General features: G+C 63.4%; 17 protein-coding genes, 1 tRNA gene and 3 pseudogenes. 14 read left to right on the top strand and 7 right to left on the bottom strand.

Annotation, left to right across the window (positions count from 1 at the left end):
* Positions 1 to 166 (bottom strand): annotated as a pseudogene (locus ACLP9N_RS01995) (cyclodehydratase); the annotation flags it as partial.
* Between the two features lie 204 nt (positions 167 to 370).
* Between ACLP9N_RS01995 and ACLP9N_RS01990 the strand changes: the two are divergent.
* Complete coding sequence (locus tag ACLP9N_RS01990; protein WP_442405826.1) at positions 371 to 685, top strand: hypothetical protein; 315 nt, start codon at positions 371 to 373, stop codon at positions 683 to 685.
* Between the two features lie 45 nt (positions 686 to 730).
* Here the strand turns inward: ACLP9N_RS01990 and ACLP9N_RS01985 are convergent, their stop codons facing one another.
* Positions 731 to 1,126 carry a hypothetical protein gene (locus ACLP9N_RS01985; protein WP_442405825.1) on the bottom strand — a complete coding sequence of 132 codons (396 nt, stop codon included), beginning with the start codon at positions 1,124 to 1,126 and terminating at the stop codon, positions 731 to 733.
* A gap of 333 nt (positions 1,127 to 1,459) precedes the next feature.
* The gene (locus tag ACLP9N_RS01980; protein ID WP_442405824.1) at positions 1,460 to 1,627 is read right to left on the bottom strand and encodes a hypothetical protein; all 168 of its coding nucleotides are present in this window, start codon (positions 1,625 to 1,627) and stop codon (positions 1,460 to 1,462) included.
* A gap of 359 nt (positions 1,628 to 1,986) precedes the next feature.
* On the opposite strand from ACLP9N_RS01980, the gene ACLP9N_RS01975 reads away from it, so the two are divergent.
* Positions 1,987 to 2,424: an SDR family NAD(P)-dependent oxidoreductase gene (locus tag ACLP9N_RS01975; protein WP_442405823.1), complete on the top strand. Its 438-nt coding sequence runs from the start codon at positions 1,987 to 1,989 to the stop codon at positions 2,422 to 2,424.
* Positions 2,425 to 2,765: 341 nt separating this feature from the next.
* On the opposite strand, the gene ACLP9N_RS01970 is transcribed toward ACLP9N_RS01975, so the two are convergent.
* Together ACLP9N_RS01970 and ACLP9N_RS01965 are read right to left on the bottom strand one after the other, a co-directional pair.
* A complete protein-coding gene (locus ACLP9N_RS01970) occupies positions 2,766 to 3,122 on the bottom strand; it encodes a hypothetical protein (protein WP_442405822.1) in 357 nt (118 codons plus the stop codon).
* A 290-nt stretch (positions 3,123 to 3,412) separates the two neighbouring features.
* The gene (locus ACLP9N_RS01965) at positions 3,413 to 4,822 is read right to left on the bottom strand and encodes a zinc-dependent metalloprotease (RefSeq protein ID WP_442405821.1); all 1,410 of its coding nucleotides are present in this window, start codon (positions 4,820 to 4,822) and stop codon (positions 3,413 to 3,415) included.
* Positions 4,823 to 4,900: 78 nt separating this feature from the next.
* Here ACLP9N_RS01965 and ACLP9N_RS01960 point away from each other — a divergent pair, with 78 nt between their 5' ends.
* The 4 genes and pseudogenes from ACLP9N_RS01960 (at position 4,901) to ACLP9N_RS01945 (ending at position 9,748) form a co-directional block, all read left to right on the top strand.
* Complete coding sequence (locus ACLP9N_RS01960; RefSeq protein WP_442405820.1) at positions 4,901 to 5,923, top strand: YlbL family protein; 1,023 nt, start codon at positions 4,901 to 4,903, stop codon at positions 5,921 to 5,923.
* Between the two features lie 85 nt (positions 5,924 to 6,008).
* Complete coding sequence (locus tag ACLP9N_RS01955) at positions 6,009 to 8,999, top strand: UPF0182 family protein (protein WP_442405819.1); 2,991 nt, start codon at positions 6,009 to 6,011, stop codon at positions 8,997 to 8,999.
* A gap of 91 nt (positions 9,000 to 9,090) precedes the next feature.
* Positions 9,091 to 9,610: pseudogene (locus ACLP9N_RS01950) on the top strand (cupin domain-containing protein).
* Positions 9,611 to 9,671: 61 nt separating this feature from the next.
* Positions 9,672 to 9,748: transfer RNA gene (locus ACLP9N_RS01945), tRNA-Met, on the top strand.
* 105 nt (positions 9,749 to 9,853) lie between these two features.
* Here the strand turns inward: ACLP9N_RS01945 and ACLP9N_RS01940 are convergent.
* Positions 9,854 to 9,952: pseudogene (locus ACLP9N_RS01940) on the bottom strand (hypothetical protein); the annotation flags it as partial.
* Between the two features lie 91 nt (positions 9,953 to 10,043).
* Here ACLP9N_RS01940 and ACLP9N_RS01935 point away from each other — a divergent pair.
* The 3 genes from ACLP9N_RS01935 (at position 10,044) to ACLP9N_RS01925 (ending at position 13,073) form a co-directional block, all read left to right on the top strand.
* Positions 10,044 to 10,274: a hypothetical protein gene (locus ACLP9N_RS01935; RefSeq protein ID WP_442405829.1), complete on the top strand. Its 231-nt coding sequence runs from the start codon at positions 10,044 to 10,046 to the stop codon at positions 10,272 to 10,274.
* Between the two features lie 620 nt (positions 10,275 to 10,894).
* Positions 10,895 to 11,284 carry a DUF5994 family protein gene (locus ACLP9N_RS01930; RefSeq protein WP_442405818.1) on the top strand — a complete coding sequence of 130 codons (390 nt, stop codon included), beginning with the start codon at positions 10,895 to 10,897 and terminating at the stop codon, positions 11,282 to 11,284.
* A 49-nt stretch (positions 11,285 to 11,333) separates the two neighbouring features.
* Positions 11,334 to 13,073: an AMP-binding protein gene (locus tag ACLP9N_RS01925; RefSeq protein WP_442405817.1), complete on the top strand. Its 1,740-nt coding sequence runs from the start codon at positions 11,334 to 11,336 to the stop codon at positions 13,071 to 13,073.
* 56 nt (positions 13,074 to 13,129) lie between these two features.
* Here ACLP9N_RS01925 and ACLP9N_RS01920 read toward each other — a convergent pair whose 3' ends face one another.
* Positions 13,130 to 13,795 (bottom strand): TetR/AcrR family transcriptional regulator, encoded by a 666-nt coding sequence (locus ACLP9N_RS01920; RefSeq protein ID WP_442405816.1) that lies wholly within the window; start codon positions 13,793 to 13,795, stop codon positions 13,130 to 13,132.
* A gap of 220 nt (positions 13,796 to 14,015) precedes the next feature.
* Between ACLP9N_RS01920 and ACLP9N_RS01915 the strand changes: the two genes are divergently transcribed.
* From ACLP9N_RS01915 to ACLP9N_RS01895, 5 genes are all read left to right on the top strand, one after another.
* Positions 14,016 to 14,777, top strand: a complete 762-nt coding sequence (locus ACLP9N_RS01915; protein ID WP_442405828.1) for a spirocyclase AveC family protein — start codon at positions 14,016 to 14,018, stop codon at positions 14,775 to 14,777.
* A 14-nt stretch (positions 14,778 to 14,791) separates the two neighbouring features.
* Positions 14,792 to 16,000 (top strand): cytochrome P450, encoded by a 1,209-nt coding sequence (locus ACLP9N_RS01910; protein WP_442405815.1) that lies wholly within the window; start codon positions 14,792 to 14,794, stop codon positions 15,998 to 16,000.
* A gap of 14 nt (positions 16,001 to 16,014) precedes the next feature.
* The gene (locus tag ACLP9N_RS01905; protein WP_442405814.1) at positions 16,015 to 17,124 is read left to right on the top strand and encodes an NAD(P)H-dependent amine dehydrogenase family protein; all 1,110 of its coding nucleotides are present in this window, start codon (positions 16,015 to 16,017) and stop codon (positions 17,122 to 17,124) included.
* 173 nt (positions 17,125 to 17,297) lie between these two features.
* Positions 17,298 to 17,495: a hypothetical protein gene (locus ACLP9N_RS01900; RefSeq protein WP_442405813.1), complete on the top strand. Its 198-nt coding sequence runs from the start codon at positions 17,298 to 17,300 to the stop codon at positions 17,493 to 17,495.
* A gap of 53 nt (positions 17,496 to 17,548) precedes the next feature.
* Positions 17,549 to 18,330, top strand: a 782-nt coding sequence (locus ACLP9N_RS01895; RefSeq protein ID WP_442405827.1) for an adenylate/guanylate cyclase domain-containing protein, incomplete at its 3' end; no start/stop codon positions are given.

Genomic DNA, 18,330 nt, shown 5'->3' with positions numbered 1-18,330 from the left:
GCATGGACCGCAGCAGCGCGGCCAACTCCGCGGCCGTCAGGCCCGAGGGTGGGCGCACCAGCACGGCCCGGCGCGGATCCCAGCCCACCTGCACTGCGCCGTCCGGTCGCAGCAGCACCGGCATCGCCGGGTCCAGCGCATAGAGAGCGGAGACGGCCCGGGGCATGACTTGAGACTGTGCCACGCCGGACGCAAACGCTCCGCTCAGTTATCCACAGCACCGCCGTCGGGCCGGCCCTGACATTCGGTTCGTCTTCGCCGCCCAGACTGCTGGCAAACGGGGCCAACTCGGTTAACGTTGACGAGCTGGTAGCCAGACTGCCCGAGGACAAGGACGAGCAGGCCCGAACTAGCCCTTGGGAGGCAGCTAATGGCGCGATACCTGTCATGCGGTGAGCTTGTGCTCTTTGTGATCGCGCTGGCGCTACTCGCCTACTCGTGGGGCGACAAGCCAGCGCGCCGGCGTTACAGCGCGGCCGCGTATGTGGCGTTCGGTGTGGCATTCGGACTGCAGGCGCTCGCGTACTACCTCACCCACTCACCCAGCTGGTTGGTGTGGTCCACCGCTGTGCCGGCCGTGGTGTTCCCGTCACCGGGATCCGGTCGCGGCAAAGCAAGTAGTGCTCGCACAGACGACGAAAAGCACTCGGTTGGCCAGCAGGCCACCGCCGGTGTTCGTAAGTAAGAATGGCCCAGGCAGCTGCGGGAGCCGGGCCTTTTCGCCAACCCGTTAATCGAATTTGATTTCGTTTGCGAGGTCCTTTCTCCTCTCGCGCTCTGCCTGGCGGGCTGCACCTTCCTCGCCTGCCTGGTGCCGTGCCTCAACGGCGCGCTTCCGGTATTCCTCACCCTCAGCGGCGATCTTGGAAACGATCTCCCGAAGCGAGTCGCGATGTTGTCCCACCTTCTCGATGGTGGTCTCGGTGACAGTCAAATGCCTCAGATCCCGCTCAATTTTGACCCAGCCAGCCGGGCTGCGAGGCGGCGTACCCCATCCCGCGACATAGTCCTGCTCGCCAGCCGTGAGTTTGCGGGATAATTCAATGTGCACGCTGTAGACCGACTCATCGGTCTCCTCGATTCGAGGCGTCCCGATGAGCTTTAACTCCTCGGTGGGCGGCTCCAAGTTTGGCTCCGGGTCCCGAAGAGGGGGTCTTTCCGCCATGTTCCGACCTCATTGGGTTCGTTCTCGGAAATATTGCGGCCAGGTCGACCGTAGCCGAGTCACCGAAAGAATGGCCGTTCGGCAGTGCGGCGTATCGTCCGGGGCGCTATGGAGCCGCACAGCTTCAAGCTCGAGTTGCCCCAGGGACCACCATAGAGGCTGCGTACTTGACAGGCCTAAAGACACATCGAGGAGACGCTGAATCTCAAGGCCCACGCGGACTACCGCCCGGTTTGGGTCCGTGCCACACCCAACCATGCCCGGCATGGGTATATGGAGTTACAGCTACAAGGCTTAGCTGAGCCCTTGGCCTGATCCAACAGCGAATTGGGCCGCCGCTCGCTCGTTCAGCAGCGCGTCTATCCGCGCCGTATTTGGCGTGCGACCTTCTGCCGCACGGGCCATCTTGCGAATCGCGAGAAACAGTCGCAGTTCGCAGTCGATCACCTCGAGGTCGCGCATACGCGGCTCTCCTAAATGTTTCCGTTTCCACCAAAGGCGAGAGCGCTGCCGCTCGCTCGTCGAGCAGCTCGTTGTGTGTGCGGTGCTGGGTGGGCAGCCTTTCAAAGTGGCGAGCCACGAGCACCGCCCACAGCTCAGCCCGGTTAGGAACGTCGAGTCGATTGCCCCAAAGACCATTCTTCCGACGCGGTTCAGCGGTGTCAGTCCGCCGACCAGCCGGTGTCGTGGGATAAATCGCGCGTCCCCCGATTGGGGGAAACAGCGGCAACGCCTACTGGGTAATTCCGTTTAGTGATTTTCCAGGCAGCTCGTAAATGTGGGGTCGTTGGCCAGCACCAGTGCCGCCAGACGGCGCCGCAGTGGCACCGACGGCGCGCGTACCCTCCGACCATGGAGATACGCGGGAAGCGAGTGCTGATCACTTCCGGATGCTGCGGCGCGGCGGCGGTCACATCGTGAACATCTCCTCGCTGGCTGGCTGCGGCGTCATGCCCGGCCTCGTCGCCTACTGCGCATCAAAGGCAGCGCTTTCCCACTTCACCGCAGGGCTGCGGGCCGACCTCCGCGGCTTGCCCATCGGCACCACCCTCGTAGAACTCGGGCCGATCCCTACCGACATGCTGGCCGGAACCGAGGACTATGAGCCGACGGCCGAGGCCTTCCGACGCTTCTACCGCACGCGGCTAACGGTCGACGTCCCCCGCGAGAAGGTGGCCGATGAGGTCGTTCAGGCCGTACAGAAGGGCCGCAGGCACGTGCGGCTCCCTAAGCACCGCCCTCTCCGCCATGTTGTGTGAAGCGCCGCGGCGCAGCATGGAACTTCTGCTCACCGGCGTGCCACACCAGGCGAGGTAATTACAGCAGAAGTGCTTTTGGTGCGGCCCGACGATCAAGGTGGGCCAATGTGCACGGATTCTGCTGCGCGACAACCGCGCTGCGCACCCGGAAGTGATTCCCTCTAGTAATCATCCAGGCACTTGGGTTCTCATGGGTGGCACTGCCGTCCTGGCGTTGGCAAGCGGGATGACGGGCCGGGCCTATTTTGACAATGGACCTAGCCGCAGCCGAGGAGAGCAGGGCGGCCCCATCAACTATTCAGACGCGGGCTAGGGCGATTTCGTTTTCCGCTTAACCCTGGTCAGACGGCCAGTTCGATCACTTTCTGGTACCAGCCCATAAATTGGGCGAGTCCCTCGTCAACGTAAGCGTTGGCGACGCTGACATGAGAGGCGACGAGCTGTCCACGGGCGACGTGTCGCTGATACTCCTTGCTACGGCGCACTGAGTCGATCTGCTCCGCGGTGCCGCGCACGACAAGCAATCCGGCCACATTTCCACCGGAGAACGCGAGAACGGTCACGTCAAAGCGCTCGATTTTTCCTTTTTGCTGAAGACCCGCCCAGTACTGCATCGCTTCGTTGTAGATATTGAGGGCTTGCTTCTCCCGCCCAGGTATGGGGTCTCCCCAAACTGTGCATAGAGCAGCTTCAGCCATTGGACTTCCTCTCTGCTCAGCCCCTATGCGGATTATGCGGAATTTTTCTTGCGGACCGCGCCAGGCACACGCGTATTTCGGTACTCGATTTCCAGCTTCTAATCGTCGCGTCGGCCTGTTTCGTCGTCATTGTTATGGGGACCAATGTTGGTGCGGCGTCCCTGTGGCGGCGAATATGGTGCCGGGTTCTGCACGGTGCTGACGCGGCATCGTGGGGTCCAGCGCATAGAGGGAAAGCGCGGCGCGCGGCATGACTCGAGACTGTGCCACGCCCGGGACGGGCGCTCAGATCAGTTATCCACAGGGCCGCCGGAGCCCGGGTCCTCACGGTCGCTGTCTCGCTCGAGTTCGGCGATCGCCTCGTCCAGACCGCTGGCGTCGCCGCCGATGACCCGGTCGATGAAGCCGGCCGGATCGTCGAGATCGTCCGCGGCGGGCAGCAGATCCGGGTGTTGCCAGATGGCGTCGCGCGCGTCTGCGCCGGCGGCCTGGGTCAGGCGCTCCCACAGCGCAGCGGCCTCCCGCAACTTGCGGGGCCGCAGCTCCAGGCCGACCAGCGTCGCGAAGGTCTGTTCGGCCGGACCGCCGCTGGCCCGGCGCCGGCGCAGTGTCTCGCCGAGCGCGGCCGCGCCCGGAATGCGCTCGCCCAGCGCCGCGGTCACCACGACCTGCACCCAGCCCTCGATCAGCGCGAGCAACGTTTCGAGCCGTTCCAGCGCCTGCGTCTGCGCCGGTGTCGCCTTGGGCTCGAAAACTCCCTGGCCGAGCAGGTTCTCGATGGCCGCGGGGTCCGACAGCGAGGCCGGATTGAAGTCGCGCGCCAAGTCCTCGATCCCGGACATGTCGATCTTTATGCCCTTGGCGTAGGCCTCAACCGCGCCCAGCAGTTGACTCGACAGCCACGGCACATGGCTGAACAGCCGATGGTGCGCGGCCTCACGGGCGGCCAGGAATGTCAGGATCTCGCTGCGCGGCTGCTCGAGTCCGGCGGCGAAGGACTCGAGGGCGTCGGGCATTATCGCGGCCACCCCCTTGGGCCCCAGCGGCAGACCGATGTCAGTCGAGGTCACCACCTCGCGGGACAACCGGCCCAGCGCCTGGCCGAGCTGCGAGCCGAACGCCATGCCGCCCATCTGCGACATCATCGACAGCAGCGGGCCGGCCATGGTCTTGGCCTCCTCGGGCAGCGACGCCGCCCACACCGTCGAGATCTGTTCGGCCATCGGATCGCACAGCCGCTTCCAGGTCTCCATGGTGTTGTTGACCCAGTCGCTGGGGCTCCACCCTTCCGCTTTGCTGGTGCCTGCGGGCAGCGCGGTGGCGCCGTCCAGCCAGGTCTCGGCGAGGTGCACCGCATCGGCGATCGCCGCGTGCGTCGTCGGCGGGATCGGCGCGACGAATCCGATCGAATTCGACGCGACCCGGCTCGCCAGGTCGTAGTTGATCGGGCCCGACTGGGTGCCCGAAGCCATGGCGGTGCCCGCGCTGCTGAACATCTGACCCAGTTGGGTGAAGATCTGTCCCAGGTCGCCCATGCCGAAGTCGCCGCTGATGCCGAATGCGGCCAGCGGGTCTGACGCGCCCGAGCCGGAATCGGGATCGTTTTTGCCGTGTTTCTCGCGGCCCGACTCGTCTTTGGGGGAGTCGTCTCCGGAGGAGAAGCCGAAAGGCGGGTCAGCCATAACGTCAACGGTACTCATCGGCGGAACAGAACGTGCGATGTCCGGTCACGCTCGTAGCTGAACCGGCCCCGGCCGGGTCCGTCTAGTGTAAGCGGCGTGAACAGGCGGATTCTGACCTTGATGGTCGCGCTGGCGCCGGTCCTGGTATTCGGCGTGTTGCTCGCGGTGGTGACGGTGCCGTTTGTGTCGCTGGGGCCCGGTCCCACCTTCGACACGCTGGGTGAGGTCGACGGCAAGCAAGTAGTCGCGATCGAAGGCACGCAAACCCACCCGACGTCAGGTCACCTCAACATGACGACGGTGTCCCAGCGTGACGATCTGACCTTGGGCGAGGCCGTGACGCTGTGGCTGTCCGGCCAAGAACAGCTGGTGCCCCGTGACCTCGTCTACCCGCCGGGGAAGTCGCGCGAGGACGTCGACAAGGCCAACAACACTGATTTCAAGAACTCCGAGGACAGCGCCGAGTATGCGGCATTGGGGTTTTTGAAGTACCCGTCGGCAGTTACCGCCGCGACGGTCAGCGATCCCGGTCCGTCGGCAGGCAAGTTGAAGGCTGGTGACGCCTTGGACATGGTCGACGGCACCCCGGTGGCCAATGTCGAGCAGTTCACGGCATACCTGAAGAAGACCAAGCCCGGCCAAGTGGTGACCATCGACTATCGGCGCAAGAACGAGCCGGCCGGCGTGACGCAGATCACGTTGGGCACCAACAAAGATCGCGACTACGGCTTCATGGGTGTCGCGGTGCTGGACGCGCCATGGGCGCCGTTCGTCGTGGACTTCAACCTCGCCAACGTGGGTGGGCCCTCGGCGGGATTGATGTTCAGCCTGGCGGTCGTCGACAAGCTCACCACCGGTGACTTGGCGGGTTCGACGTTCGTCGCGGGCACCGGCACGATCAGCATCGACGGCAAGGTGGGCCCAATCGGCGGTATCGCGCACAAGATGGTCGCGGCCCGGTCGGCAGGCGCCACGGTGTTCCTGGTACCCGCCAAGAACTGCTACGAGGCGGCATCCGATAACCAGACCGGCTTGCGATTGGTCAAGGTCGAGACCCTCGGCCAAGCGGTGGACGCGCTGCATGCCGTGACGTCCGGGGGACAGCCGCCGAGTTGTTAGCGAACCAGTCGAATCAGACCGAAACCGGAGCGTGTCGGGTGCGTAGAGTTGTGATCGTCTACACATCGAGCAGGGAGCGTAGCTAGTGGGGATGCGGCCCACCGCGAGGATGCCGAAACTGACTCGGCGTAGCCGGATTCTGATCCTGATCGCACTGGGTGTGATCGTGTTGCTGCTGGCGGGTCCGCGATTGATCGACGCATACGTGGACTGGCTGTGGTTCGGTGAGCTCGGCTACCGCTCGGTGTTCACGACCGTGCTGGTTACCCGCATCGTGGTGTTCCTGGTGGCCGGGGTGCTGGTCGGCGGCATCGTGTTCGCCGGCCTTGCGCTGGGCTACCGCACCCGACCCGTCTTCGTCCCGAGTAGCGACAACGACCCGGTGGCGCGGTATCGCGCTTTGGTGATGTCGCGGCTGCGACTGCTGGGCATTGGGATCCCGGCTGCGATCGGACTGCTGGCCGGCGTGGTCGCGCAAAGCTATTGGGTACGGATCCAGCTGTTTTTGCACGGCGGCAACTTCGGGATTCGGGACCCACAGTTCGGTAAGGACCTCGGCTTCTACGCGTTCGAGTTGCCGTTCTACCGGCTGGTGCTCAGCTACCTGTTCGTCGCGGCATTTCTCGCGTTTGTGGCGAACCTGGTGGCGCACTATATCTTTGGCGGCATCCGACTGTCGGGACGTGCCGGTGCGGTCAGCCGCTCGGCGCGTATCCAGTTGGTCACCGCGGTGGGTGCACTGGTGCTGCTCAAGGCCGTCGCCTATTGGCTGGATCGGTATGAGCTGCTGTCGCATACCCGTGGCGGCAAGCCGTTCACCGGTGCCGGCTACACCGACATCAACGCCGTGCTGCCGGCCAAGCTGATCCTGATGGTGATCGCACTGATCTGTGCAGCCGCCGTGTTCTCCGCAGTCACCCTGCGGGACTTGCGGATTCCTGCCATCGGCCTGGTTCTGTTGCTGTTGTCGTCGTTGATCGTGGGTGCCGGCTGGCCGTTGATCGTCGAGCAGATCAGCGTCAAGCCCGATGCCGCTCGCAAGGAAAGCGAGTACATCAGCCGAAGTATCCTCGCGACACGGCAAGCCTATGGTCTGACCGAAGACGTGGTGAGTTACCGCAACTACACTGGCGACGCGCCGGCGAACGCCCAGCAGGTCGCCACCGACCGCGCCACCACCTCGAACATCCGACTGCTCGACCCCACGATCATCAGCCCGGCGTTCACCCAGTTCCAGCAGGGCAAGAACTTCTACTACTTCCCCGACCAGCTGAACATCGACCGCTACCTCGACCGCAACGGCGCCTTGCGCGACTACGTCGTCGCCGCCCGCGAACTCAACCCGGATCGGTTGATCGACAATCAACGGGACTGGATCAACCGGCACACCGTCTACACCCACGGCAACGGATTCATCGCATCACCGGCCAACACCGTGCGGGGTATCGCCAACGACCCGAATCAGAATGGCGGTTACCCCCAGTTCCTGGTCAACGTCGTCGGGGCCAACGGCAGCGTGGTGTCCGACGGGCCGGCCCCGCTGGATCAGCCGCGGGTCTACTTCGGTCCGGTGCTCTCCAACACTTCGGCCGACTATGCGATCGTCGGAAAGAACGGTGATGACCGGGAATACGACTACGAGACCAACACCGAAACCAAGAGGTACACCTACGCCGGAAGCGGTGGCGTGCCGATCGGTAACGGGCTGTCCCGCAGCGTGTTCGCCGCGAAGTTCGCCGAGCGAAACTTCTTGTTCTCCAGCGTGATCGGCTCAAACAGCAAGATTCTGTTCAACCGCGATCCCGCGCAGCGGGTAGAGGCGGTGGCGCCGTGGCTGACGACCGACAGCGCCGTGTACCCCGCGATCGTCAACAAGCGACTGGTGTGGATCCTCGACGGGTACACCACCCTGGACAACTACCCGTACTCCGAACTCACCTCCCTGTCGGCGGCGACCGCGGATTCCACCGAGGTGGCGTTCAACCGGCTGGCCCCCGAGAAGCAGGTCTCCTATATCCGTAACTCGGTGAAGGCCACGGTGGACGCCTACGACGGCACGGTCACGCTTTACCAGCAGGACGAACAGGATCCGGTGCTGAAAGCCTGGATGCAGGTCTTCCCCGGCACGGTCAAGCCCAAGAGCGACATCGCACCCGAGCTCGCCGAGCATCTGCGTTATCCCGAAGACCTATTCAAGGTGCAGCGGATGCTGCTGGCCAAATACCACGTCAACGACCCCGTGACATTCTTCAACACCTCGGATTTCTGGGACGTGCCGCTGGATCCGAATCCGACAGCCAGCAGCTATCAGCCGCCCTACTACATCGTCGCGAAAAACATTCTCAAGAACGACAATTCGGCGTCATACCAGCTCACCAGCGCGATGAACAGGTTCAAGCGCGACTATCTGGCCGCCTACATCAGCGCCAGCTCCGATCCCGCGACGTACGGCAAGATCACGGTGCTGACCATCCCGGGCCAGGTCAACGGTCCGAAACTGGCCAACAACGCGATCACGACCGATCCCGCGGTGTCACAGGACCTCGGTGTAATCGGGCGTGACAACCAAAACCGGATCAAGTGGGGCAACTTGCTGACCCTGCCGGTGGCCCAGGGTGGACTGCTGTACGTGGAACCCGTCTACGCCTCCCCGGGAGCCAGCGACGCCGCGTCGTCGTACCCGCGCCTGATCCGGGTGGCGATGATGTACAACGACAAGATCGGGTACGGCCCGACCGTGGGTGACGCTCTCACCGGGTTGTTCGGGCCCGGTGCGGCCGCCGCCGCAACAGGAATAGAGCCCACCGACACCGGTGGTCCGCCGAACCCGAACCCGCCCGCGAGTGCCCCGACGCCGGCGGGCGGACCGGGAACGCCGCCACCGCCGGCGGCGGCGGTACCGCCGGGTCCCGACGCGACGGCCACCTTGTCGCCAGCCAAAGCCGCTGCGCTGCAAGACATTCAGGCCGCGATCGGTGCAGCGCGCGACGCGCAGAAGAAGGGTGATTTCGCCGCGTACGGTGCGGCCTTGCAGCGGCTCGAAGACGCCATCACCAAGTTCAACAACACCAAGTAACCCGGCCCGCTTCGTCGAACCGCGGCTTACGGGAGGCATCCGGATCCGGCTGACGACACGAGGAGGTACGTCAGTGGCCGACGTAAACGGAATGGGGGTCGCGGTCGTGCAGCCCGGGGAAGGCGATTACGTAGCTGTCCCTGGCTTTGGTGCGGTGTTCAAGCTATCCAGCAAGTCCAACGGGGGCGAGGTATCACGATCGTCGAGCATCCCTTAGGGGTCGGCTTGATCACCGCGGCGCACCGGCACACCCGCCAGGACGAGCATTCGATCGTGCTGGCAGGCGAGATCGGCTTCCGCTCCGACGACGGTGAAGTAGTCCTCCGTCCCGGTGGCTATATCAGCAAGCCGCGCGGCCAAATGCACGCGGTGTGGAACGCGGGCAGCGAGCCCGGTCGCATCGTCGAGGTCATCACTCCTGGCGGCTTCGAGAACTATTTCCAGGAGCTCGGTGAGTTGCTCGTCGGGCACGCGAACGATCCGGTGGGCAAGGTCCTGCATGAGCTGCCCGAATTCGGCCAACTGGCCGACAAGTACGGGCTGACCTACGGATATCCGGACTGGATGACGACATCGTGGCCCGGTACGGGCTCAACCCGCCCTCGCACTGAACAGAGGCTGACCCGCGATTTGGCGACCTTTGGACGCATTCGGTAACCTTGCATTTACCGACGCGGGGTGGAGCAGCTCGGTAGCTCGCTGGGCTCATAACCCAGAGGTCGCAGGTTCGAATCCTGTCCCCGCTACCAGCGAAAATGGCCCTCGGAGACTTCTCCGGGGGCCATTTTCATGCCACTTGCGATGGGTTTGTGAACGGGGACCAGCGACGGTCGCAGCCGCGCTGTTGTCGGGCGGTTGGATTCCACGGCCACAGCGAACGATTCCCGGGAATGACCGGCGTCGAGCCGCGCCGCGGCTGAACGAACCGTGCGCACGCCGACCCGCCCAGATGCTCACCTCAGTGGGCCAATTGGTCCGTGCGTCGGTGTGGGACGCGAATCGCGGGTACGGTAGTAGCAACACAGGTGAGGATGGGTGGAGATGGTGGCAGTACAGGACTGGTGGGATGCACCCGAGATTCACCCGTCGCAGATCAAGGTCGGTGACATTATCGGCACGACTCAACCCAGCGCCGCCCGCTGCACGGTCAGGCTGATCGGCGGGCCGCAGATAGCTCCGCGGCAGTGGACATTTTTCAGCCAGGATACCGAGGGCCTACAGCACACGGGCACGTTCGGGGAAGACGACTTGGTGCGCAGGTACTTCAAGAAATAATGACAACGTTCTAGAAGTCCACGGGTGCTTCTTTCGCGGTCGATGTCGCTGGGATGGGCGGTTTTGCCGCGGCATGGGGTGTAGCCGCCCATCAACGGGCGGATTGCACGGCGCCGCGGCGGGCCAATCGCCTTTCATCGCACCAAGCACCCGGTACACCGTTGGCGTGACGCAGTGGGGTTCATCGAGGTGCGGGGAGATCTGTGACCTCGAATAGGTCGCGACGGGCGCTGTCGTGGCTCCTCAAGAGTCCGAGGGCTGGTTTTGCACCGAGGGTCTGCCCCCATTGGACCGTCGAAACGCCGGTGGTGGTGTAACGTCAGGCACGAGCCGTTTCGTTGTCAGCGGTGGTGCACCGCGACTCGGCGGGGACCGCACCCATGGGCAATGTGATTCCTCCGTTCGCCCCGCGTCCGCTGGGCAGATGATGCCGACCATGAAGGAACCACCCGTGGATTCTGCAGCCCTGGCCGCGGCGCTACCACCAGGTATCGGACGCCCGGCTTTCTCGGGCACCAGACCCGCCACGTGATCATCGGGTGCACCGGGTGCCGACAGCGACGCCTGCGGTGACGTATTTGGTCGGGTGTCGACGGCGAGCCAATCCCGTACGGTTGTCGGTGGCTCGCGAGCTCGGCCGCGACATCGACGGCGCGTGGTGGCCACGCGCAGACCGCATCACCAATGAATTACCCAATCTCGTTGCGGTCCTGACTCCCATGCTCGGAGACATCAGCTCCATCGATGTCAATTGGCCGCCGCTACAACGACCACCTGAGCTCAACTGGCCAGGATGGGAACACAAACGCCAGCACGTAATGACCGTCAACGGCGGGGACGCTTGCGCGAACCTGCTGATCGTCTCGTACGCTACCTACAGCGCGCTCGCCCTGATGGTGCTGCGCTGCGCCGCCAACCTGCCCATCGAGGCAGGTGACCGCGCGAAACCCGCATTCGTGATCGCCGGCTCGATCCTACGGGCCGCTCACGAGCAACGCGCCTCCGGGTAATCGCTAATCCCATTAATCCCAACGGACATCCAATAGGTGGTGTGTTCCTGTGATTGAGCAGTCCCTTCCCGCAATGTTGCGCCAGTGTGTCAATCTGCAGCCCGACGGCACGGCATTCACTTTCATCGATTACGAGCAGGATCCGGCCGGTGTTGCCGAAACCCTGACTTGGTTGCAGTTGTATCGACGAGTTCTGAACGTGGCACAGGAACTCAGATCTCGCGCATCAGCCGGTGACCGCGCCGTGATACTAGCGCCGCAGGGAGTCGACTACATTGTTGCTTTTCTGGGCGCAATGCAGGCTGGACTCATCGCGGTTCCGCTCTTGGTTCCGCTGGGCGGCGCTACCGATGAACGTGTTGATTCGGTGCTGCGCGACGCCACGCCCACTATCGTTCTCACGACCTCTTCTGTCATAGGCAATGTCGTCCAGCATGTTACGGCGCAGCCCGGCGAACCCGTCCCATCAATCATCGAAGTTGATCTGCTGAATCTCAACTCTCCCATGCAATCTCATGCTGGCGATGCAACCCATCCAACTACTGCGTATTTGCAATATACGTCTGGATCAACCCGCCGACCGGCTGGGGTCATGATGTCCCATCGGAACCTGCTGGCCAATTTCACGCAGCTGATGTCCGGCTACTTTGCGGACCGCGGGGGCGTGGCACCATCGGACTTAACTATCGTGTCGTGGCTGCCGTTCTATCACGACATGGGTTTGTTTCTGGGAGTTTGTGCACCCATCCTCGGTGGATTTCGGACGGTGCTCACCAGCCCGATGGCGTTCCTGCAGCGGCCGGCCCGGTGGATGGAGTTGATGGCGAGCAATTCTCACGTATTTTCGGCGGCACCGAACTTCGCCTACGAAGTGGCGGCACGCAAAATATCCGACGACGACATGACCGGGCTTGATCTCGGCGGCGTGCACACCATCATCAGCGGCAGCGAACGGATACACGAGGCAACGCTGCGACGCTTCGTTGACCGGTTTGCCCGCTTCAATCTGCACGCCAAGGCGTTACGCCCCTCATACGGGTTGGCAGAAGCAACGGTGTACGTGGCGACCAGCAGTGCCGGTGAGGCACCGAAAATCGTTCACTTCGAGTCCGACAAACTTTCCGCCGGCCTCGCCGAGCGGTGCCCGGGCACGAAGGGCACACCACTGGTCAGTTACTCCCTGCGTCCACCACCCGCCGTGCGGATCGTCGATCCTGAGACCCAGACCGAGTGTCCAGATGGAACGGTCGGTGAGATCTGGGTGTGCGGCGACAACGTCTCCGACGGCTATTGGAACAGGCCCACTGAGACCCAGCGCACCTTCGGAGGAAGGCTCGTCGCTGCGTCGGCCGGCACATCCGAAGAGCGGTGGTTGCGAACCGGAGATTCGGGGTTCATCTCTGAGGGCGAGTTGTTCATCATCGGCCGCATCAAAGATCTATTGATCGTGTACGGGCGCAACCACTCTCCCGATGACATCGAGGCAACGATTCAGGAGATCACCCGAGGCCGCTGCGTGGCGATCGCGGTTCCCAACGATGACATCGAGCAGCTGGTGGCCATCATCGAACTCAACATGTGGGGCGCCACCGACGAGGATGCGGCTGGCCAGCTGGGTGTCGTCAAGCGTGAAGTCACCTCGGCGATATCGACCTCGCATGGACTAAGCGTGGCGGATCTCGTTCTGGTTTCTCCTGGCTCGATTCCCATTACCACAAGCGGCAAGGTCAGACGGGCCGAGTGTGTACAGCTGTACCGAGCTGCTGAGTTCAGCCGCTTAGACGCTTAGCAAACACCACCAAGGTGAACACGTAGTCGCCGGGGTAACCGGCAGCGCTGAGCTCGTCAGTCTTGCCGGTGCAGGAACCCGTGCAGAATCGCCTGGACGAGTTCCTCGACAATGGCTTCTCTCGACGGTTGTTCGGTTCCGAAATAGGTGGAGCGCAATGCGGCCATGCCGGCGATCATCGCAACTGTCGAGTGAGCCGGCAGGTCCGGCTTGCTGGAACGCATGCCTCGGATGCGCATGCCCTCCGCGCCGATCTGGCTGAGCACGGTGAGGGCCCGCCTGATGTCGGCAATGCCGGCTTCCGCCATTTCCTCCTCGTTGAGAGCCTCGGCCGCCATAAGCGTCAAAAGCAGGCCCTGGTGTTCTACGAAAACGTCGTAGAGTTGCCCGACGAAGCGCCGAGCCAGCTCCTTCTCGTCGGTCTCCTCGGGGACGACCGACTCCCACGTGCTGCCAAAGTCGTCGACGAATCCGGTAAAGGGCAAGACGAGGGCTTCCCGGAATAGTCCTGCTTTCGAACCGAAGTTGCGGAACAGCAGATGTTCGGTCACCCCAGCGGCCTCGGCGATCTCACGTGTCGTCGTGCTGCGGTAGTCCTGACGAGCGAAGAGGTCGCGGGCGGCGGCGAGCAGAAGCTTCCGTGGTGCGCCGCGCGGCCGACGCAAACCCTGGGCCGGCGTCTGCGCCTCGGCCTGCTTTTTGGCGGAAGGTCGCTGGGACACGGTTGTTGACTCCTTGAACCGCGTTCGGTGGTTGACTGGATTTAGGATAGTCGGCACTATCTAAAGATCGAGCTCGCATCGAGAAGGGTACGGACGTGGGCGCTGTGATCATGCTAGGCACATTGTTCGGACTGATCGCTCTGGTATTCGGCCTGGTTCTTCGCTACGACCCGGAAGCGCGCAAAGCCCCGAGCCAGGAGCGCCGTTCATGACGCCGCTGATGGCGGGGGCCATGTACTTCGCCTACGTCACGGGCACCGCGTTTCTCCTAATCGGGGTGTATCTGAGCTATCGCCGCCGGCGCCTGCACCCGCTGCTACTTCTGAGCATCTCGGCGCTCTCGTTCTCATGGATCGAGTCACCCTACGACTGGGCGATGTATGCGCAGTTTCCGCCCGCTCTGCCCCGTATGCCGTCTTGGTGGCCGCTGAACGTGACGTGGGGAGGGCTGCCGTCGTCGGTGCCCATCGGCTACGTCTCCTACTTCGTGCTGCCCGCCCTGACCGGAGCCGCCCTCGGGCGATGGCTGAGCGCAAAATTCCACTGGCGCAGGCCGATCACCCTCCTCACGGTCGGCCTTGCCGTCGGCTTCTGCTGGGCGTTTTTCTTCAACGCGATCACGGGCGCGCGGCTCGGCAACTTCTACTACGGCTATGTGATCCCCGGGCTCGCACTGTGGGAGGGGACAAAGCACCAGTACCCGCTCTACGACTCCCTGGCGATGGGCGTGCAGATGATGGTCTTCACCTATCTCCTCGGACGCACCGACTCCGAGGGCCGCAACGTCATCGAGATGTGGGCCGACAAGAGGTCGACCAGTCGCGTTCAATCGTCGGTCCTGTCCGTCGTCGCCGTCGTCGTCGTCGGACACCTGGTTTACGGCGCGGTCTTTGCGCCCCATCTCATTACGAAATTGAGCGGTTGGGTGACGGCAGGACCCACAGAACAACTATTCCCGGGCACCCCGAACCAGCCCCGCTAGCAGAAGGCAGATCAGTGGCGAGTAACTCAACGGTCGAGCTGTACTACGACCCGTTTGACCACGGCATCGATGACAATCCGTATCCCATCTGGCAACGGATGCGCGCCGAAGCCCCGCTGTACTTCAACGACAAGTTAAACTTCTACGCGCTCAGTCGTTATGACGACGTCGCACCAGCCCTGCACGACTGGCAGACATATCGCTCGGGACGAGGCACCACCGCCGACGTCTTGTTCGCCGGCATCGACATACCACCGGGCATCTTGCTATGGGAGGACCCACCGCTACACGACCTGCACCGGCGTCTGTTATCGCGGGTTTTCACCCCTCGCCGCATGTTGGCGGTAGAAGGACTGGTTCGTGACTTGTGTGCGCGCGCGCTGGATCCGCTTCGTGACTTGGACGGCTTCGACTTCGTCGCCGATCTCGGCGCAATCATGCCCATGCGGACGATCGGCTACCTGCTGGGTATCCCCGAGGAGGGCCAACAACAGATCCGCGATCGCAACGACAAAAGCATCACCGTTGACTCCGAGGGCGGTGGGATCAGCCCGACGGCCGTCGAGGATTCGATCGCATTGTTCGCCGATTACATCGAGTGGAGAGCGACACATCCTTCCGATGATCTGATGACAGAGCTGCTCAATGCACAGGTGGAAGAGCCAGACGGAACCTTGCGCTCCCTCGAGCGCACCGAAGTTCTGGCCTACACCGCGATGATCGCCGGCGCGGGCAACGAAACCACGGCTCGGCTGATCGGGTTCATGGGTCAATTGCTCGGTGAGAACCCAGACCAGAGAAGAGAACTTGTCGCCGATTCCTCGCTGATCCCCTCCGCAGTCGAGGAGACACTGCGATATGAGCCACCATCACCGGTGCAGGCGCGTTACGTCGCCCAGGACACCGAGCTTTACGGAAACACAGTGGCCGAAGGGTCCTACATGCTGTTGCTCAACGCGTCGGCCAATCGCGACGAGACCCGATTCTCTGACCCAGACCGGTACGACATCCACCGCAAGGGAACACATTTGAGCTTCGGACAGGGATTGCATTTCTGCCTCGGCTCGTCGCTGGCGCGACTGGAAGCGCGGGTCGCATTCGAAGAGGTGTTCAAGCGGTGGACCGACTGGGAAGTTGACTACGAGCATGCGAGCAGGGCGCGGACGTCCAGTGTGCGGGGCTGGGCCCGACTGCCCGTCAAGACGATAAGAGCGTCAACGTAATTCAGGAGGAAGCGATGAGCGCAGGCAAATACCGCGTGGTGGTGTGGGCAACAGGAGGGATCGGGTCTATCGCTATTCGCACCATCTCCAACCGCCCCGACCTCGACCTCGTCGGAGTGTGGGTGCATTCCGAGGACAAGGTGGGCAAGGACGCCGGCGAGCTGTCCAACGGTGATCCGATCGGTGTGGCAGCAACCAACGATGCGGATGCTTTGATCGCCCTCAAGCCCGATTGCGTGATCTATGCGGCCAGCGGACCTGAACGCGATGCCCTTGCGATTCCGGACTACGTGAAATTACTCGGAGCAGGTATCAACGTCGTCACCACCAGCACTACTCGGCTGGTTAATCCGCACGCCTACGAGCCTTCCGAGTGGCGCGAGCAACTGGTCGCCGCGGCCAAACAAGGACAGGTATCGCTCTACGCATCGGGCATCGAACCCGGATTCGCCGCCGACTACCTGCCGCTGGTCCTGTCCACGCAATCGTCCTCGATCGAGACGATCCACTCCTACGAGATCGGGTTGTATGACGACTACGGCGTACCCGAAATCATGATCAATGGCTTGGGGTTTGGCCAACCCCTGGACTACCAGCCCTGGATCTCATTTCCGGGCGCGATCGCCGGCGAGTGGGCGGGTCAACTCCGGTTGATCGGCGATGCCTTGGGTGTCGAGGTCCAAGAGATACGCGAAGACTTTGATCGCGCCGTGACTAACGAGACCCTCGAAGTCGCTATGGGAACGGTCGAGGCGGGGACGTGCGGCGCGATTCGAATGAAGGCGATCGGCGTCGTTGACGGCCGCGAGGCAATAATCGTCGAACACGTCACGCGGCTGGCTCACGGCGTCGCTCCGGACTGGCCGACTGGTATCGGCGACCTGTCCTACCGCGTGGTGATCACCGGCGACCCCGACATCGACTGCACCATGGCGGCAACCCTGCGCAACCCCGGGCGGGCGGGGATCGCCACGATGACCTCCGGGGCCGGCGCTATGGTGGCCACCGCGATGCGCGTCGTCAACGCCGTGCCATACGTCGTCGATGCCGCGCCCGGGTTGTTAAGCGCAGTCGACCTTCCGTTGACCATTCCCAAAAATGCCTTTGCCGCGCAACGAGTCTGAGCGCAAGTGAAGACCATCCGAGTAATCCAATGGGCCACCGGTCCCGTGGGATCGGTTCAGCTTGCCGAGGTCATCGACAACCCCGAGTTCGATCTTGTTGGGGTTTTGTCTACTCGCCCGACAAAGTGGGTGTCGACGGCGGAGCCCTGGTGGGGCGCCCTAATACCGGGATCGTGGAGACCAATAACAAGGCGGCGATCCTGGCTCTTGATGCCGATTTGGTGCTGCATTCGGCAAGCAAGGCTTATGGTTTCGATGCCAACTGGTCGTCGACCTGCCGCGGGAGCGTAGATACGCATGCGACGGGCCACAATGTGCGCATTTTCGCTGATGTTTTGGGGCTCGTGGTGCCCGCATGCTGGCTACCATGAGCGAGATCGATCCCCGCGCGGATGCGTCGTTGGTGAACTGGAGCGAGTTGGGCGTGAGCGGGCTTTTGCCGACGGGCACGGTGACGCTGCTTCTGGCTGACGTCGAGGGCTCGACGCGGCTGTGGGAGACCCGACCCGACGAGATGACCGCCGCAATCGCGCGGCTGAACCAGATCGTGTGCGATGTCATCGCCGCCCATGACGGTGTGCGCCCGGTCGAGCAGGGCGAGGGCGACAGTTTTGTGGCGGCGTTCGCGCGCGCCTCGGATGCGGTGGCCGCTGCCCTGGAGTTGCAGCGGGCGCCGTTGGCCCCGATCCGGCTGCGCATCGGGGTGCACACCGGTGAGGTGCAGCTGCGCGATGAGGGTAACTACGCCGGTCCGACCATCAACCGCACCACACGGCTGCGCGATCTGGCCCACGGGGGCCAAACCGTGCTGTCGGGAGCGACCGAACCGCTGGTGGTCGATCGGCTTCCTGAGGGTGTCTGGCTGACCGATCTGGGCACCCACCCGTTGCGTGATCTGCCCCGCCCGGAGCGGGTGGTGCAGCTGTGCCATCCCGACCTGGTCAACGAGTTCCCGCCGCCGCGCACGTCGAAAGCTATTGCTGCAGCCAGCCTTCCGGTGCAGTTGACCAGTTTCGTGGGCCGCGACGCGCAGCTGACCCAGCTGCGCGAGCTGCTGGCTGAGCACCGGCTGGTGACCCTGACCGGCGCGGGCGGGGTGGGCAAAACCCGGCTGGCGATCCAGCTCGCGGCCGCAATGGACGGCGAGTTCAGCGACGGGGTGTGGTACATGGATCTGGCGCCGTTCACCGACCCCGAGCTGGTGGC

The sequence above is a fragment of the Mycobacterium sp. genome (genome assembly GCF_052144515.1).
In the GTDB taxonomy this organism is placed as follows: domain Bacteria; phylum Actinomycetota; class Actinomycetes; order Mycobacteriales; family Mycobacteriaceae; genus Mycobacterium.
The sequence above is the reverse complement of the archived record's forward strand: the minus strand, read 5'-3'. Positions and strand labels throughout refer to the sequence as shown.

Bases quoted from the DNA above. Each gene is read 5' to 3' on its own strand.
- ACLP9N_RS01990 (WP_442405826.1), top strand. From the start codon at position 371: ATGGCGCGATACCTGTCATGCGGTGAGCTTGTGCTCTTTGTGATCGCG.
- ACLP9N_RS01980 (WP_442405824.1), bottom strand. From the start codon at position 1,627: ATGCGCGACCTCGAGGTGATCGACTGCGAACTGCGACTGTTTCTCGCG.
- ACLP9N_RS01970 (WP_442405822.1), bottom strand. From the start codon at position 3,122: ATGGCTGAAGCTGCTCTATGCACAGTTTGGGGAGACCCCATACCTGGG.
- ACLP9N_RS01965 (WP_442405821.1), bottom strand. From the start codon at position 4,822: ATGAGTACCGTTGACGTTATGGCTGACCCGCCTTTCGGCTTCTCCTCC.
- ACLP9N_RS01915 (WP_442405828.1), top strand. From the start codon at position 14,016: ATGGCGGGGGCCATGTACTTCGCCTACGTCACGGGCACCGCGTTTCTC.
- ACLP9N_RS01905 (WP_442405814.1), top strand. From the start codon at position 16,015: ATGAGCGCAGGCAAATACCGCGTGGTGGTGTGGGCAACAGGAGGGATC.